This window comes from Enterobacter sp. 18A13 (assembly GCF_007035975.1).
Classification (GTDB): domain Bacteria; phylum Pseudomonadota; class Gammaproteobacteria; order Enterobacterales; family Enterobacteriaceae; genus Enterobacter; species Enterobacter vonholyi.
This window is the reverse complement of record NZ_AP019634.1, coordinates 4264123-4279127: the sequence shown is the minus strand read 5'-3', so window position 1 is coordinate 4279127 and position 15005 is coordinate 4264123. Positions and strand designations below refer to the sequence as shown.

Annotated in this window: 16 protein-coding genes; 12 read left to right on the top strand and 4 right to left on the bottom strand. The window is 56.3% G+C overall.

Annotated features, from left to right (window positions below; translation table 11 throughout):
• Positions 1–100 precede the first annotated feature (100 nt).
• The 12 genes from pilM (at position 101) to trpS (ending at position 10084) form a co-directional block, all read left to right on the top strand.
• Positions 101–877 carry a pilus assembly protein PilM gene (gene pilM, locus FOY93_RS20765; RefSeq protein ID WP_133295255.1) on the top strand — a complete coding sequence of 259 codons (777 nt, stop codon included), beginning with the start codon at positions 101–103 and terminating at the stop codon, positions 875–877.
• The gene (locus FOY93_RS20760; RefSeq protein ID WP_143345616.1) at positions 874–1368 is read left to right on the top strand and encodes a PilN domain-containing protein; all 495 of its coding nucleotides are present in this window, start codon (positions 874–876) and stop codon (positions 1366–1368) included. Before pilM ends, FOY93_RS20760 begins: the two co-directional genes overlap by 4 nt.
• 3 nt (positions 1369–1371) lie before the next feature.
• Entirely contained in the window at positions 1372–1827 is a 456-nt protein-coding gene (locus tag FOY93_RS20755; protein WP_111963769.1) for a HofO family protein, read from the top strand.
• Positions 1817–2221, top strand: coding sequence for a HofP DNA utilization family protein (locus FOY93_RS20750; protein ID WP_143345615.1), 405 nt, complete (start codon positions 1817–1819; stop codon positions 2219–2221). Before FOY93_RS20755 ends, FOY93_RS20750 begins: the two co-directional genes overlap by 11 nt.
• Positions 2133–3371, top strand: a complete 1239-nt coding sequence (gene hofQ, locus FOY93_RS20745; protein WP_133295252.1) for a DNA uptake porin HofQ — start codon at positions 2133–2135, stop codon at positions 3369–3371. Before FOY93_RS20750 ends, hofQ begins: the two co-directional genes overlap by 89 nt.
• A 286-nt stretch (positions 3372–3657) precedes the next feature.
• A complete protein-coding gene (gene aroK / locus FOY93_RS20740) occupies positions 3658–4179 on the top strand; it encodes a shikimate kinase AroK (RefSeq protein WP_003861630.1) in 522 nt (173 codons plus the stop codon).
• A gap of 57 nt (positions 4180–4236) precedes the next feature.
• Positions 4237–5325 (top strand): 3-dehydroquinate synthase, encoded by a 1089-nt coding sequence (gene aroB, locus FOY93_RS20735; RefSeq protein WP_133295251.1) that lies wholly within the window; start codon positions 4237–4239, stop codon positions 5323–5325.
• A 92-nt stretch (positions 5326–5417) separates the two neighbouring features.
• Positions 5418–6734: a cell division protein DamX gene (gene damX, locus FOY93_RS20730; protein WP_143345614.1), complete on the top strand. Its 1317-nt coding sequence runs from the start codon at positions 5418–5420 to the stop codon at positions 6732–6734.
• Positions 6735–6801: 67 nt separating this feature from the next.
• Positions 6802–7614, top strand: coding sequence for an adenine-specific DNA-methyltransferase (gene dam, locus FOY93_RS20725; RefSeq protein ID WP_111963774.1), 813 nt, complete (start codon positions 6802–6804; stop codon positions 7612–7614).
• A 41-nt stretch (positions 7615–7655) separates the two neighbouring features.
• The gene (gene rpe / locus FOY93_RS20720; RefSeq protein ID WP_133295249.1) at positions 7656–8333 is read left to right on the top strand and encodes a ribulose-phosphate 3-epimerase; all 678 of its coding nucleotides are present in this window, start codon (positions 7656–7658) and stop codon (positions 8331–8333) included.
• Positions 8326–9087 carry a phosphoglycolate phosphatase gene (gene gph / locus FOY93_RS20715; protein ID WP_127732478.1) on the top strand — a complete coding sequence of 254 codons (762 nt, stop codon included), beginning with the start codon at positions 8326–8328 and terminating at the stop codon, positions 9085–9087. The genes rpe and gph overlap by 8 nt, the downstream gene beginning before the upstream one ends.
• Positions 9080–10084: a tryptophan--tRNA ligase gene (trpS, locus tag FOY93_RS20710; RefSeq protein ID WP_045909329.1), complete on the top strand. Its 1005-nt coding sequence runs from the start codon at positions 9080–9082 to the stop codon at positions 10082–10084. The genes gph and trpS overlap by 8 nt, the downstream gene beginning before the upstream one ends.
• A 143-nt stretch (positions 10085–10227) precedes the next feature.
• Here trpS and FOY93_RS20705 read toward each other — a convergent pair whose 3' ends face one another.
• From FOY93_RS20705 to nirB, 4 genes are all read right to left on the bottom strand, one after another.
• Complete coding sequence (locus FOY93_RS20705) at positions 10228–10398, bottom strand: YhfL family protein (RefSeq protein WP_127732476.1); 171 nt, start codon at positions 10396–10398, stop codon at positions 10228–10230.
• Positions 10399–10541: 143 nt separating this feature from the next.
• Positions 10542–11915 (bottom strand): siroheme synthase CysG, encoded by a 1374-nt coding sequence (cysG, locus tag FOY93_RS20700; RefSeq protein ID WP_143345613.1) that lies wholly within the window; start codon positions 11913–11915, stop codon positions 10542–10544.
• A gap of 135 nt (positions 11916–12050) precedes the next feature.
• A complete protein-coding gene (gene nirD / locus FOY93_RS20695; RefSeq protein WP_143345612.1) occupies positions 12051–12377 on the bottom strand; it encodes a nitrite reductase small subunit NirD in 327 nt (108 codons plus the stop codon).
• Positions 12374–14917 (bottom strand): nitrite reductase large subunit NirB, encoded by a 2544-nt coding sequence (gene nirB, locus FOY93_RS20690; protein WP_127732470.1) that lies wholly within the window; start codon positions 14915–14917, stop codon positions 12374–12376. The genes nirD and nirB overlap by 4 nt, the downstream gene beginning before the upstream one ends.
• Positions 14918–15005 lie beyond the last annotated feature (88 nt).

Genomic DNA, 15005 nt, shown 5'->3' with positions numbered 1-15005 from the left:
TCACTTGGGCAGTTTCTAAACAATCGCGCGGTAGTATAAAGGCAAGCCTGATTCATTGATATAGCCGTCAGGGTGACGGGCGATAAGGAGATCGTGAAGCATGGCTTTCAAAATATGGCAAACGGGCGTTCATATTCAACAGGATAGGGTGCGAATCGTCTCGTTGGCCCGGGAGAGGTCTGGCTGGTGCTTACGCCGCTGGTGGGCGATACCTCTGGCCGAAGGTATCATTCGTGACGGCAAAATTTGTCAGCCAGAACAGCTGGTTGAGGCATTACGCGACTGGCGAAAAACGCTGCCCCACTACCACCGCGTGTTCCTCTCTTTCCCGGCAGCACGCACCCTGCAGCGGTCGCTTCCCCTTCCGGCCGCTGCGCTGCGCGACAGCGAGCAGCTCACATGGCTCGGTGCGGCGCTCGCGCGAGAACTGGAGATGTCTGCCGAAACGCTCTGTTTCGATTACGCGCAGGATACCTTCAGCAATACCTTTCACGTGACTGCCGCGCAAAATAACGAGGTCGACACCCTACTGGCGCTGGCGAAAACGCTGCGTTTGCGGCTGGTAACCATTACTCCGGATGCCAGCGTGCTGGCGAATCTTCTTCCTGCGGTGGCACCAGCGAAATGCATCGCCTGGCGGGACGATCGGCAGTGGCTCTGGGCTATGCGCCACCAGTGGGGACGCCGCTTAACTACCGAAGCAGAAAGCGTGGCTGAGCTGGCGGCGCTGCTGGCTCTTGGTCCAGATGACATCGCGCTGTTTGATAGCCGACGTGACCCGTGGGAAATCCTGGAACGTTACCATGCTCCATTACCGGACTGCGGCGCTGATTATACCGTTGCGCTGGCTTTGGCCATGAGCGAGGTGCCCGCATGAGCATCATGAACTTTCTGCCGTGGCGACAGCAGCGGCGCTCGCGATGCCTGCGCTTCTGGGGCGCAATGTGTGTCGGCACAGTGCTGTTGCTGTTCGTGACCATTTTCTGTCTGCGGATCAACCATCTCGTGAAGCTGCGCGCGCTGCAAACGGATCTGACGGGAATGCAGGCCGTGCAGCACGCGCTTGTCGCCCGGCAAAGACTGACCGCACAGGCGCAGATGCCCGTGCAGACCCTGCAACAACGGGCATGGCAACCGGTGCTGGAATCCCTTTCCCGCGCCGTTCCGGCACAGGTATGGCTGACGGATTTGCGCTATCAGCCCCCTGCTCTGATGCTGAGCGGGTATGCCATAACCCTGCCGGCCCTGTCTGCTCTGCGCGATGCGCTTGGCCTAATAGCGGATTTTACGCCCGGGACGACAGGTGAGCTTCGGCAGGACAGCCAGGGGCGCTGGATGTTCACCCTCCATCTTAAAAGCGAGGGGTAACGCGTGGATACCCTGTTAGAACGCTGGTGCGAAAGCCGTCCCTGGAATCGGGTGCTCTTCTGGTTTCTGGCGAGCCTCCTGGCTGGACTGGCAGCGTGGGGCACCATGCTCAGACCGGTAGACGGGCAGAGTGCCGAACGACAACGCCAGCTGATTCAGGACGTGAGGACGAATGCAGCGTTATGGTCTGCCGTCAGAAAGACGCCGTTTCGTCCGAAAATAACGGAAGCACTGGAGAAGACGCCGTTCTCCCCGCTCGATTTTCAGGGCGATGACGCGACGCTCGTTCACTGGAAGCCGCTACAGAACGGAGGAGAACTGATGCTGGAGGTAGAGTGGCAGGCTATCCCGGCGCTTTTTTCCCGGCTGGCACAGCGGGATGTGCAGATCGCCGCTTTCGCGATTACACCACATGGCACAGCGTTGCGCCTGCGGCTGGAGCTAGAACATGCGAAATAGCACGCGATGTTTGCTGGTTTGCTCTGCGCTGCTACTGACCGGTATGCGCGATCCCTTTCACCCGCCGGACGATCCCTGCGCCATTGGCGAGCTGGCGCAGTGGCACTATCGCGGCATGGTGGGAGGGCAGCAGGCTATCGGCATTTTACAGGATGGACAAAAGCGCTGGTATCGGCTGAAAACGCATGAGCGCTTTCCGGAAGGCTGGACGATAACAACCATCAATGAAACGGAACTGGTTGTTGATGTGGGTGACACATGTGAACCAGGAAAATGGACGTGGCAACGAGAAGGAACGGATAAGAATGAATTTACGGATAATGCTGTGGCTGCTGGCGTTCAGCCATCCGCTGTGGGCCGCCGCGCCAAAACCGGTCACGCTGGTGGTGGATGACGTTCCTGTAGCCCAGGTACTACAGAGTCTGGTTGCCCAGGAGAATAGAAATCTGGTGATATCGCCTGATGTCGGCGGCACGCTTTCGCTCAATCTGAAGCGCGTCCCCTGGCGACAGGCATTACAGACGGTTGTCGCCAGCGCTGGCCTCGTTTTGCGAGAGGAGGGCGGCATTTTTTATGTGTATACCTCGGCCTGGCAGCGTGAACAGCAGGAACGCTCGGAACAGGAGCGGGCCCGAAGACAGCTTGATGCGCCGCTGGTGTCTCACAGCATCGCTTTTTCCTATGCCGATGCCGGAGAGCTGCAGAAAGCCGCGGAAAAACTCCTGAGTCCAAAGGGGAGTTTATCCGTTGACACGCGTACCAACCGGCTGCTGATTCGGGATAACCAGACGGTGGTGGAGACTCTACAGCGCTGGGCCGCCCAGATGGATATTCCCGTCGAACAGGTCGAGCTGGCGGCGCACATTGTGACCATTAATGAAAAAAGCCTGCGCGAGCTAGGGGTGAAGTGGAATCTCGCCGACGCCACCGACGCGGGCAAAGTTGGACAGCTCACCACGCTTGGCAGCGATCTTTCCGTTGCCAGCGCCACCAGCCACGTGGGTTTTAACATCGGACGGATCAATGGTCGGCTGCTTGATCTGGAACTCTCTGCGCTGGAGCAAAAACAGCAGGTCGATATTATCGCCAGCCCGAGGCTTCTGGCCTCGCATATGCAACCAGCCAGCATCAAGCAGGGGAGTGAGATCCCGTATCAGGTCTCAAGCGGTGAAAGTGGGGCGACCTCAGTTGAGTTTAAGGAGGCGGTATTAGGCATGGAGGTCACGCCGGTGGTATTGCCGGGGGGGCGCGTGCGCCTGAAATTGCATATTAGTGAAAATATGCCGGGGCAGGTTCTGCAGCAGGCTGACGGCGAAACGCTGGCGATCGACAAACAGGAGATTGAAACCCAGGTGGAGGTAAAAAGTGGAGAAACGCTGGCGTTGGGCGGAATTTTTTCGCAGAAAAACAAAACCGGCAGTGACAGCGTGCCCGGGCTCGGGAAAATCCCCTGGCTTGGGCAGCTTTTTCGTCACGATGGTAAGGATAATGAACGGCGCGAGTTAGTGGTGTTTATTACGCCACGTCTGGTCGGTATTCGCTGACGGGTAACGATCCCCGCAATGATTTTGCATTCAGTTTGTTGCAGATGTTTGACGTGGGGCATGAATTAGCATACAAGGAGTACCGATTTGAGTTGGACTTACGTCTTATTACCTTATACGCCCGACGCGGTGATTTAATCAGTTGCCAAACAAGCCGGAGTATTGAGATAATTTTTAGTCTGACTCTCGCTCTATTGCATATGAGGTTTCAGTTCATGTCCTGCTACGCTGGGTGTCTGCGAAGCGGGGATTACCATTAACGAATAGTCTTAGTAGTACCGATAAAATGGCAGAGAAACGCAATATCTTTCTGGTTGGGCCTATGGGTGCCGGCAAAAGCACTATTGGGCGTCAGTTAGCTCAACAACTCAATATGGAATTTTACGATTCTGATCAAGAGATTGAGAAACGAACCGGAGCTGATGTGGGCTGGGTTTTCGATGTAGAAGGCGAAGAAGGTTTCCGTGACCGAGAAGAAAAAGTGATCAACGAACTCACGGAAAAACAGGGCATCGTTCTGGCAACAGGCGGCGGTTCTGTGAAATCTCGCGAAACCCGTAACCGTCTCTCCGCCCGTGGCGTAGTGGTCTATCTTGAGACGACTATCGAGAAACAGCTGGCACGTACGCAGCGCGATAAAAAGCGCCCGCTGCTGCAGGTTGAAACGCCACCACGCGAAGTTCTGGAAGCATTGGCCGATGAACGCAATCCGCTGTATGAAGAGATTGCCGATGTGACCATTCGTACTGACGACCAGAGCGCTAAAGTGGTTGCAAACCAGATTATTCATATGCTGGAAAGCAACTGATTCTGGCTTTATATACACTCGCCTGCGGGTAAAAGCATTAAAGGTGGATGTCGCGTCATGGAGAGGATTACAGTTACTCTCGGGGAACGTAGTTACCCTATCACCATCGCGGCTGGTTTGTTTAACGACCCAGCTTCCTTTTTACCACTGAAAGCGGGTGATCAGGCGATGCTGGTCACCAATGAGACGCTGGCTCCGCTTTATCTCGACCGCGTACGCCATCTGCTTGAGCAGGCGGGCGTAAAAGTCGACAGTGTGATTCTCCCCGATGGCGAGCAGTATAAAAGCCTGACGGTACTGGATACCGTCTTTACCGCATTGCTGCAAAAACCGCACGGTCGCGATACAACACTGCTTGCCCTGGGCGGCGGTGTTGTGGGCGATCTGACCGGCTTTGCGGCCGCAAGCTATCAGCGCGGCGTCCGTTTTATTCAAATCCCAACCACGTTGCTGTCCCAGGTCGACTCCTCTGTGGGTGGCAAAACGGCAGTCAACCATCCGCTCGGCAAAAACATGATTGGCGCGTTCTACCAGCCTGCATCGGTGGTGGTGGATCTCGACTGTCTGAAAACCCTGCCGAAGCGCGAACTGGCTTCGGGTCTGGCGGAAGTGATCAAATACGGCATTATTCTGGATGGCGAGTTCTTTAGCTGGCTTGAAGAGAATATGGATGCGCTGCTGTGCCTGAATGAGGCTACACTGGCATACTGCATTCGTCGTTGCTGTGAGCTGAAAGCAGAAGTTGTCGCTGCAGACGAGCGTGAAACGGGCTTACGTGCTTTACTGAATCTTGGGCATACGTTTGGTCACGCGATTGAAGCCGAAATGGGTTACGGCAACTGGCTGCACGGTGAAGCCGTCGCGGCCGGAATGGTCATGGCAGCCCGCACCTCTGAACGCCTCGGACAGTTCAAACCGGAAGAGACGGCACGTATCATTGCGCTGCTTGAACGTGCAGGTTTGCCGGTGACCGGGCCGCAGGAGATGTCGGCGCAAGCGTATTTACCCCACATGATGCGCGATAAAAAAGTATTGGCAGGTGAGATGCGTCTTGTACTCCCGCTTGCAATAGGGAAGAGTGAAGTGCGCGGCGGAGTGCCGCACGATGTCGTTCTTGGCGCTATCGCTGATTGTCAGCAGGCGTAACAACTAGAAAGGTCAGGCCACTGTCGCAGGTGGTCGTTTAGCTTCAGGTGAAATGCAAAGTCGTTGGCATAAGCCTTTGAGTGGGGTGTTAAATGGATGAATTCAAACCAGAAGACGAGCTGAAACCCGATCCCAGCGATCGTCGTACTGGTCGTTCTCGTCAATCTTCAGAACGTGATAACGAGCCGCAGATCAACTTTGACGATGTTGATCTGGATGCAGACGATCGTCGCCCTTCGCGCAGCCGCAACGCGCACGAAGAGCGAGCAGAAGAGGATTATGAGTCCGAAGAAGATTCAATGGACGAACAGCCTGTAGAGCGTCGCCCGCGTAAACGTAAAAAAGCCGCTGCGCCGAAACCGGCTTCCCGCCAGTACATTATGATGGGCCTTGGCGTTCTGGTGCTTGTGCTGTTGATTGTCGGCATTGGCTCCGCGCTTAAAGCACCGTCAACGAACTCAACCGAGCAAACGGCTTCCGCTGAGAAGAGCATCAACCTGTCCGGTAACGATGCGTCCAATCAGGCGAATGGCGCACAGCCAGCGCCGGGAGCGACTTCCGCAGAGCAGACCGCAGGCAACACCACAGCGCAGCAGGATGTTTCTCTGCCGCCCGTTTCTTCAACCCCAGCTCAGGGTCAGGCACCTGCTGCGCCTGAAGGTCAGCAGCGTGTGGAAGTTCAGGGAGACCTGAACAATGCGCTGACTCAGCCGCAGAACCAGCAGCAGGTTGATAACGTCGTGGTTAACTCTACGCTGCCAACTGAACCTGCAACCGTTGCCCCGATTCGCGGTGGTAACGCCCAGCCACAAACGGCTGCGACGGAAACCAAACCGCGCCAGACGCAAACTGCGACACGTCCTGAACGTAAGCAGGCGGTGATTGAGCCTAAGCGTGAAACCAAACCTCAGTCAGTAGTCAAAGCGCCTGAAGTGAAAGCCGTACCGGCACAGCCGAAACATACTGAAACGGCGGCGGTGAGCGAGCCTGCGAAAGCGCCATTCACGCAGACGGCGCCGAAAGCAACGGCGACCACAACAGCACCGGCTGCCACAGCTGCGCCTGCAGCAACGACTCCAGCAGCCACGGCAACAGCCTCCAGCAGCGCCGCAGGCAAAACTGCAGGTAACGTTGGTTCGCTGAAGTCTGCGCCATCCAGCAACTACACGCTGCAGCTGAGCAGTTCGTCTAACTATGACAACCTCAACAGCTGGGCGAAGAAATCAAATCTGAAAAACTATGTTGTTTATCAGACGACCCGTAACGGTCAACCGTGGTACGTGCTGGTCAGCGGCGTGTATTCGTCCAAAGATGAAGCGAAACGTGCCGTTGCGGCACTGCCAGCGGATGTTCAGGCGAAAAACCCCTGGGCGAAGCCGATTCATCAGGTTCAGGCCGATCTGAAGTAATGTTTAAAGCGCAGGATGCTGTCGGAGCTTTCTCCACAGCCGGAGAAGGTGTAATCAGTTAGTCAGCATGAAAAAAAATCGCGCTTTTCTGAAATGGGCAGGGGGGAAATACCCCCTGCTCGATGATATTAAAAAGCACCTGCCTGAAGGCGAGTGTCTAATCGAGCCTTTCGTGGGTGCAGGATCGGTGTTCCTCAACACCGATTTTTCTCGTTATATCCTGGCGGATATCAACAACGATCTTATCAGCCTCTATAACATCGTTAAGCTGCGTACCGAAGAGTATGTCGCAGAGGCGCGCAAGCTGTTTACGCCAGAGAACAACACCCCTGACGTCTACTATCAGTTCCGCGCGGAGTTTAATCAGAGCCAGGATCCGTTCCGCAGAGCGCTGCTATTTCTCTATCTCAATCGTCATGGTTACAACGGCCTGTGCCGGTATAATCTTCGTGGGGAATTTAACGTGCCGTTTGGTCGCTATAAGCGCCCGTATTTCCCGCAGGACGAGCTGTATCACTTTGCCGAAAAAGCGCAGAACGCTGAGTTTCATTGCCTCTCCTATGAAGAGTGTATGGAGCTGGCAGGCGTAAACTCGGTGGTTTACTGTGATCCGCCTTACGCACCATTGTCTGCAACGGCGAATTTCACCGCTTATCACACCAACAGCTTCAGCCCGGCCGAACAGGCTCGTCTGGCTGAGATGGCGGAAAAGCTGGTCAGCAAAAGAATTCCGGTGTTAATTTCGAATCACGACACGCCTGATACGCGCGAATGGTACAAAGCCGCGAAGCATTTTCAGGTTAAGGTGCGGCGTAGCATTAGCAGCAACGGCGGCACGCGTAAAAAGGTGGACGAACTTCTGGCTCTTTATCGCCCCTGAGCCGTTTTGCCCGCCGGTAAACACATTTCAAGGAGAAGCGGATGAAACAGTTTTTGATTGCTCCCTCAATTCTGTCGGCCGATTTTGCCCGCCTGGGTGAAGACACTGCCAAAGCTCTCGCGGCTGGTGCAGATGTTGTCCATTTCGACGTTATGGACAACCACTACGTCCCTAATCTGACAATTGGCCCAATGGTGCTCAAAGCATTACGTAACTACGGCATTACCGCCCCGATCGACGTTCATCTTATGGTGAAGCCTGTTGATCGCATCGTGCCTGACTTCGCCGCAGCGGGTGCCAGCATCATCACTTTCCATCCGGAAGCCTCTGAACACGTAGACCGCACGCTGCAGCTGATCAAAGAGAACGGTTGTAAAGCGGGCCTGGTGTTTAACCCGGCCACGCCGCTGAGCTATCTCGATTATGTCATGGATAAACTGGACGTGATTTTGCTGATGTCCGTTAACCCGGGCTTTGGCGGTCAGTCGTTTATCCCCCACACGCTGGATAAGCTGCGTGAAGTACGCCGTCGCATTGATGAGTCAGGTTACGATATTCGTCTGGAAGTGGACGGCGGTGTGAAAGTGAATAACATTGGTGAAATTGCGGCGGCAGGTGCGGATATGTTCGTTGCCGGTTCAGCCATTTTCGACCAACCGGATTACAAAAAAGTCATTGATGAAATGCGCCGCGAGCTGTCGAAGGTAAGTCATGGATAAATTGCAGGCAATTCGGGGTATCGCATTTGACCTCGACGGCACGCTGGTCGACAGCGCGCCGGGCTTAACGAGCGCCGTAGACCAGGCGCTGTACGCGCTTGAACTCCCCGTTGCGGGTGAAGAGCGTGTCGTCACGTGGATTGGCAACGGGGCCGATGTTCTGATGGAGCGCGCGTTGACGTGGGCGCGTCAGGAGCGTGCGTCACAGCGTTCCGCCCAAGGTAAACCGAGCGTCGATCACGCGGATATCCCGCAGGAAGAGCAGCTGCGTATTCTGCGCAAACTGTTCGATCGTTTCTATGAAGAGACGGTCGAAGAGGGCAGCTTCCTGTTCCCGGACGTTCAGGAAACGCTGAGCGCGCTGTCCGCGAAGGGCATTCCGCTGGGACTGGTGACCAACAAACCGACACCTTTTGTCGCACCTCTGCTGGAAGCGCTCGATATCGCGAAGTATTTCTCCGTCATTGTGGGCGGCGACGATGTGCAAAACAAAAAGCCCCATCCGGAACCGCTGCTGCTGGTGGCAGGAAAATTATCCTTAACGCCTGCGGAGCTGCTCTTTGTCGGCGATTCACGCAATGATATTCTGGCTGCCCGCGCGGCCGGGTGTCCTTCCGTGGGGTTAACCTATGGCTACAACTACGGTGAAGCCATCACGCTGAGTGAGCCGGACGTCGTTTTCGACCACTTCAAAGATTTGTTGCCCGCACTCGGGCTTTCGCACAGTGAACATCAGGAATTGAATAATGACTAAGCCCATCGTTTTTAGTGGCGCACAGCCTTCAGGTGAATTGACCATTGGTAACTACATGGGTGCGTTACGTCAGTGGGTCAGCATGCAGGATGACTACCATTGCATTTACTGCATCGTCGATCTCCATGCGATCACCGCGCGTCAGGATCCTGAGAAGCTGCGCAAAGCCACGCTGGACACCCTGGCGCTGTACCTGGCCTGCGGTATTGATCCAGAGAAGAGCACCATCTTCGTTCAGTCTCACGTGCCGGAGCACGCGCAGCTGGGCTGGGCGCTGAACTGCTACACCTATTTCGGCGAGCTGAGCCGCATGACCCAGTTCAAGGATAAATCTGCCCGATACTCTGAAAACATCAACGCCGGTCTGTTTGACTATCCGGTGCTGATGGCGGCAGACATCCTGCTGTATCAAACCAACCAGGTGCCGGTGGGTGAAGACCAGAAGCAGCACCTGGAGCTGAGCCGCGATATCGCCCAGCGCTTTAACGCGATCTATGGCGATGTGTTTAAAGTGCCTGAGCCATTTATTCCGAAGTCCGGCGCGCGCGTCATGTCGCTGCTTGAGCCGACCAAGAAGATGTCCAAGTCTGACGATAACCGCAATAACGTTATCGGCCTGCTGGAAGATCCGAAATCGGTAGTGAAAAAACTCAAGCGCGCGGTGACCGATTCCGACGAGCCGCCTGTAGTGCGCTACGACGTGCAGAACAAAGCGGGCGTCTCCAACCTGCTGGATATCCTCTCCGGTGTGACCGGTCAGAGCATCCCTGAGCTGGAAAAACACTTCGAAGGCAAGATGTACGGCCACCTGAAAGGCGAAGTGGCAGATGCCGTTTCCGGCATGCTTACTGAGCTGCAGGAGCGTTATCACCGCTACCGTAACGACGAAGCTTTCCTGCAGAAAGTGATGAAAGAGGGCGCGGAAAAAGCCAGCGCGCGCGCGTCCGAAACCCTGAAAGCGGTGTACAACGCGATTGGGTTTGTTGCGAAGCCTTGAGTCTGCTTGCCGGGTGTCGCTAACGCTTACCCGGCCTACAGGATCGTGTAGGTCGGGTAAGGCAAAGCCGCCACCCGACAAAAAACACACTCTCCAAAACTAAAAAACCGGGACATCCCGGTTTTTTTACGCCTGTAAAACGCTTACTGCTGTGCCGCCGGACCGCAACCACCGATGATCTTCGAAATGGAGATCGCCGGGTGCAGCAGGTAATCATAGCTGCAGTTATTTTTGGTGTTCTGTACATGACCGGTACAGGCAGTCAGAGTCGATAACAGGCCAACCAGAACGGCGACCTTTGCCAGTTTGAACATACGCATTCCTTGTCTTAAAAACGAAAGTTAGATGTATATCAAGGGAATAAAGGGGAAAGTTCCACTTCGGGGCAGTATGTTATCGACAGCGGTAAGAGGGGAGTAGTCCGTATAGGGACTACTCCGGAAAGGAAGAATATGCGTTAGTGATTCGAGAACCAGTTCAGCTTATCGCGCAGCTCAACCACGCGGCCCACCACGATCAGCGCCGGGCTTTCGACCAGCTGCGCCAGCTCGCCCAGCTGCGTCAGCACGCCATCCACCACGCGCTGCGTAATGGCGGTGCCGTTTTCGACCAGCGCGACGGGCATATCCGCATTCATACCGTGCTCCAGCAGCTTCGCCTGAATCGTGGCGGCCTGGTTTAGCCCCATGTAGAACACCAGCGTCTGCTTTTCAGCGGCCAGGTTATGCCAGTCCAGCTCGCTGCCGGTTTTAAGATGCCCCGTCACCAGACGCACGCTTTGGGCGTAGTCGCGGTGGGTCAGCGGAATGCCAGAGTACGCTGAACAGCCGGATGCCGCCGTAATGCCCGGCACGACGGAGAAGGGAATGCCCGCGTCACAGAGAGTTTCCAGCTCCTCGCCGCCGCGACCAAAGATAAACGGATCGCCACCCTTAAGGCGCACCACGCGTTTACCTTTCTGCGCCTCGCGCAGAAGGATCTGGTTAATCTCCTCCTGCGGCACGCAGTGGTAGCCCGCCCGTTTGCCCACGAAGACGCGGTCGGCATCGCGGCGAACCAGGTTCATAATGTCATCGGAGACCAGGCGATCGTAAACCACGGTATCGGCCTGCTGGATCTGCTGTAGTCCTTTTAGCGTCAGCAAGCCCGCATCGCCGGGGCCTGCGCCCACCAGCACCACTTCACCGCGATGGTCCAGCGGTTCGCTCAGCAGCTGTTCGGTGGTCTCTTCAACGGCTTTGGTGTCCTGATTCGCCAGCGACTGCGCCAGCCTGTCGTTCACAAAGAATTTTTCCCAGAAGCGACGACGCTCGCCCACGGTCGAAAAGGTTTGCTTCACGCGGGAGCGGAGCTGCCCGGCGTAATGCGCAATCTGACCAAGATGCTGGGGCAACAGGGCTTCCAGCTTTTCCCGCAGCAGGCGGGCGAGAACCGGGGAGCGTCCGCCGGACGATACGGCTATCATCAGCGGCGAGCGGTCGATAATCGACGGCATGATGAAGCTGGCCTCTTTCGGCGCATCCACCACGTTGCAGAAAATTCTGCGCGCTTCGCAGGCATCGCTCACGCGCTGGTTCACTTCATCGTCATCCGTCGCTGCAATAGTCAGCCAGCAGGTATCCAGCAGGGACTCATCAAACTCTCCCTCTTCCAGCGTGAGCATCCCTTCCTGAGCCCAGACCTCAAACTGTGGGGCGAAGGCAATGGCGTTAACGGTCAGTCGGGCGCCAGCCTCTAACAGCAGGCGCGCTTTGCGTTCAGCTACGTCGCCGCCGCCCACGAGCAGGCAGTCGCGGTTGCGTAATTGACAAAAAATCGGCAGGTGATCCACGACGTTACCTCGCAGCATTCATGGAGGGGGTAAGAATTGACGTCAGGATAACAGCAGGAATCGTACAGAACATACGGTTTTTCCTGCCGTTACCCATAAGGGGTCATAAGCCTTTCCTATTGAAAAGGCGAGGGGTTACGCTTTCAGCTGCACCTCGCCGTCCTTCACGCGGACGTCGTAGTGTTTGACCGAGAAGCTTTCATCTTCCATGCAGAGTCCGTCGGTTAAGCGGAAACGCTGCTTTTTCAACGGGCTGGCGACCCACAGTTCACCCTGATGCTCGGCAATCAGTCCGCGGGAGAGCACGCTGGCCTCGAAGAACGGGTCGATATTGCTGATGGCAAAAACCTGTTCATCGTGGCGAGGGCGGAAAATCGCCACCTGCTCGTTGCCCAGCAGCGCGCACACGCCGGTGGCGGGGATAATGTCGTTAATATCGCAAATGTTTATCCACTGGCTCATGCGTTTTCCTCCACCAGCGTAACCGGAATACGTTCATACGGCGTGGCCGGACGATGCTGTTCGCGCTCCGGCACTACCTGCACGTTCGGGTCGCGCTGGGTGCTGTTGATAAAGTGTTTGAAGCGCGTCTGCGCCGCCGGGGTGTTGACGGTTTCAGTCCACTCGCAGATCACCGCCTCGCGCAGGCGCGCCATTTCCGCTTCCAGATGCTCGTTCAGGCCCAGCTTGTCGTCGATAATGACTGATTTAAGGTAGTCGATGCCGCCTTCCAGGTTATCGAGCCAGGAGGCGGTACGGGTCAGCTTATCGGCGGTGCGGATATAGAACATCATGAATCGGTCGAGATACTGAATCAGCGTGTCGCGATCGAGATCCGCCGCCAGCAGGTCCGCATGGCGCGGTTTCATCCCGCCGTTGCCGCACACATAGAGGTTCCAGCCTTTCTCGGTGGCAATAATACCCACGTCTTTACCCTGCGCTTCCGCACATTCGCGGGTGCAGCCGGAGACGCCGAACTTCATTTTGTGCGGGGTACGGATGCCTTTGTAGCGGTTTTCCAGCTCAACGCCGAAGCCCACGCTGTCGCCGACGCCGTAGCGGCACCAGGTGCTGCCCACGCAGGTTTTCGCCATGCGCAGCGCTTTTGCGTACGCGTGGCCGGTTTCGAAGCCGGCTTCAATCAGCTGACGCCAGATTTCCGGCAGATCGTCTTTCTGCGCGCCAAACAGGCCGATACGCTGGGAGCCGGTGATTTTGGTGTACAGGTTAAATTCCCGTGCGATGCGGCCCACCGCGACCAGCCCTTCCGGCGTGATTTCGCCGCCGGCGGAACGTGGAATCACGGAGTAGGTGCCGTCTTTCTGGATGTTGGCCAGGAAATTGTCGTTGGTGTCCTGCAGCGGCGTATGCTCGGGCTTGAGCACGTACTCATTCCAGCAGGAGGCCAGCAGGGAGCCGACGGTCGGTTTACAGACTTCGCAGCCGTAGCCCTGGCCGTGCTTCGCCAGCAGTTCGTCGAAGGATTTGATGCCCTCCACGCGGATCAGGTGATACAGCTCCTGGCGAGAATACGCGAAGTGCTCGCACAGGTTGTTGTTCACTTCGATGCCCTGTTTCGCCAGTTCGGCGTTCAGCACCTGAGTGACCAGAGGAATACAGCCGCCGCAGCCGGTACCGGCTTTGGTTTCGGCTTTCAGGGCCGCAACGGTGTGGCAGCCTTTGTTGATGGCGGAGATCAGCATGCCTTTGGTAACGTCGAAGCAGGAGCAAATCTGCGCGCTGTCCGGCAGTTTATCCACGCCGATTGACGGCTTGCCGCTGGAGGCATGAGCCGGAAGGATCAGCGCGTCCGGGTTTTCCGGCAGCTCGATGGCGTTGAGCACCAGCTGGAGCAGGTTGCCGAAGTCGCTGGTGTCGCCCACCAGCACCGCGCCGAGCAGGGTTTTGTTGTCCTGGCTGACGATGAGTCGTTTGTAGACCTCTTTGCTTTCGTCGAGATAGACATAGCTGCGGGAATTCGGGGTGCGGCCATGCGCATCGCCAATACCGCCGACATCTACGCCCAGCAGCTTCAGCTTGGCGCTCAAGTCTGCGCCGGTAAAGGCGTTTTCGCTGCCGAGGATATGGTCCACTGCGACCTGTGCCATTTTGTAGCCGGGCGCCACCAGACCGTATACGCGGTTGTTCCAGCTGGCGCATTCGCCAATCGCGTAGATATCCGGATCGGAGGTCTGGCAGGTGTCGTTAATCATGATCCCGCCGCGCTGCGCCACGGCAAGACCGCACTGGGTCGCCAGCTTGTCGCGCGGACGAATACCGGTGGAGAAGACGATGAAGTCCACTTCCAGCTCGCTGCCGTCGGCAAAGCGCATGGTTTTGCGCGCTTCAGTCCCTTCCTGAACGATCTCTTTGGTGTTCTTGCTGGTGTGAACCTTCACACCCATGCTTTCGATTTTACGACGCAGCTGGTCACCGCCCATGTGGTCGAGCTGTTCTGCCATCAGCATCGGGGCAAATTCGATGACGTGGGTTTCAACGCCGAGGTTTTTCAGCGCGCCTGCCGCTTCCAGGCCCAGCAGGCCGCCGCCCACCACCGCGCCGCGTTTGCTTCGACGCGCGCAGGATTCGATGGCGTTAAGGTCTTCAATGGTACGGTAGACGAAGCAATCCTGAGTTTCCGAGCCCTTAATTGGTGGGATCCACGGATAGGAGCCCGTCGCCATGATCAGCTTGTCGTAAAAAACCGTACGCCCGGCGCTGGAGTGGATCACTTTTTCCTGACGGTTGATGGTGATAGCGCGTTCGCCCACCAGCACTTTTACGCCATGTTTCTCGTAGAAACCTTCACGCACCAGAGAGAGCTCTTCGGCGGTATGATGGGAGAAGTAGGAAGACAGGTGCACACGGTCGTACGCCTTGCGGGGTTCTTCACAGAACACGGTAATATCGAACTGCTCAGCATCGGCCTTATCGAGAAGATCCTCAATAAAGCGGTGGCCGACCATGCCGTTACCGATGATAGCGAGTCTGAGTTTGCTCATTATTGCCTCGATTTCTTTTCTATTATTGCCTACCTTAACGATTCAGCAGGGGCGCTTATTGATGCAAATCAAATACGTCTTAGCCTAC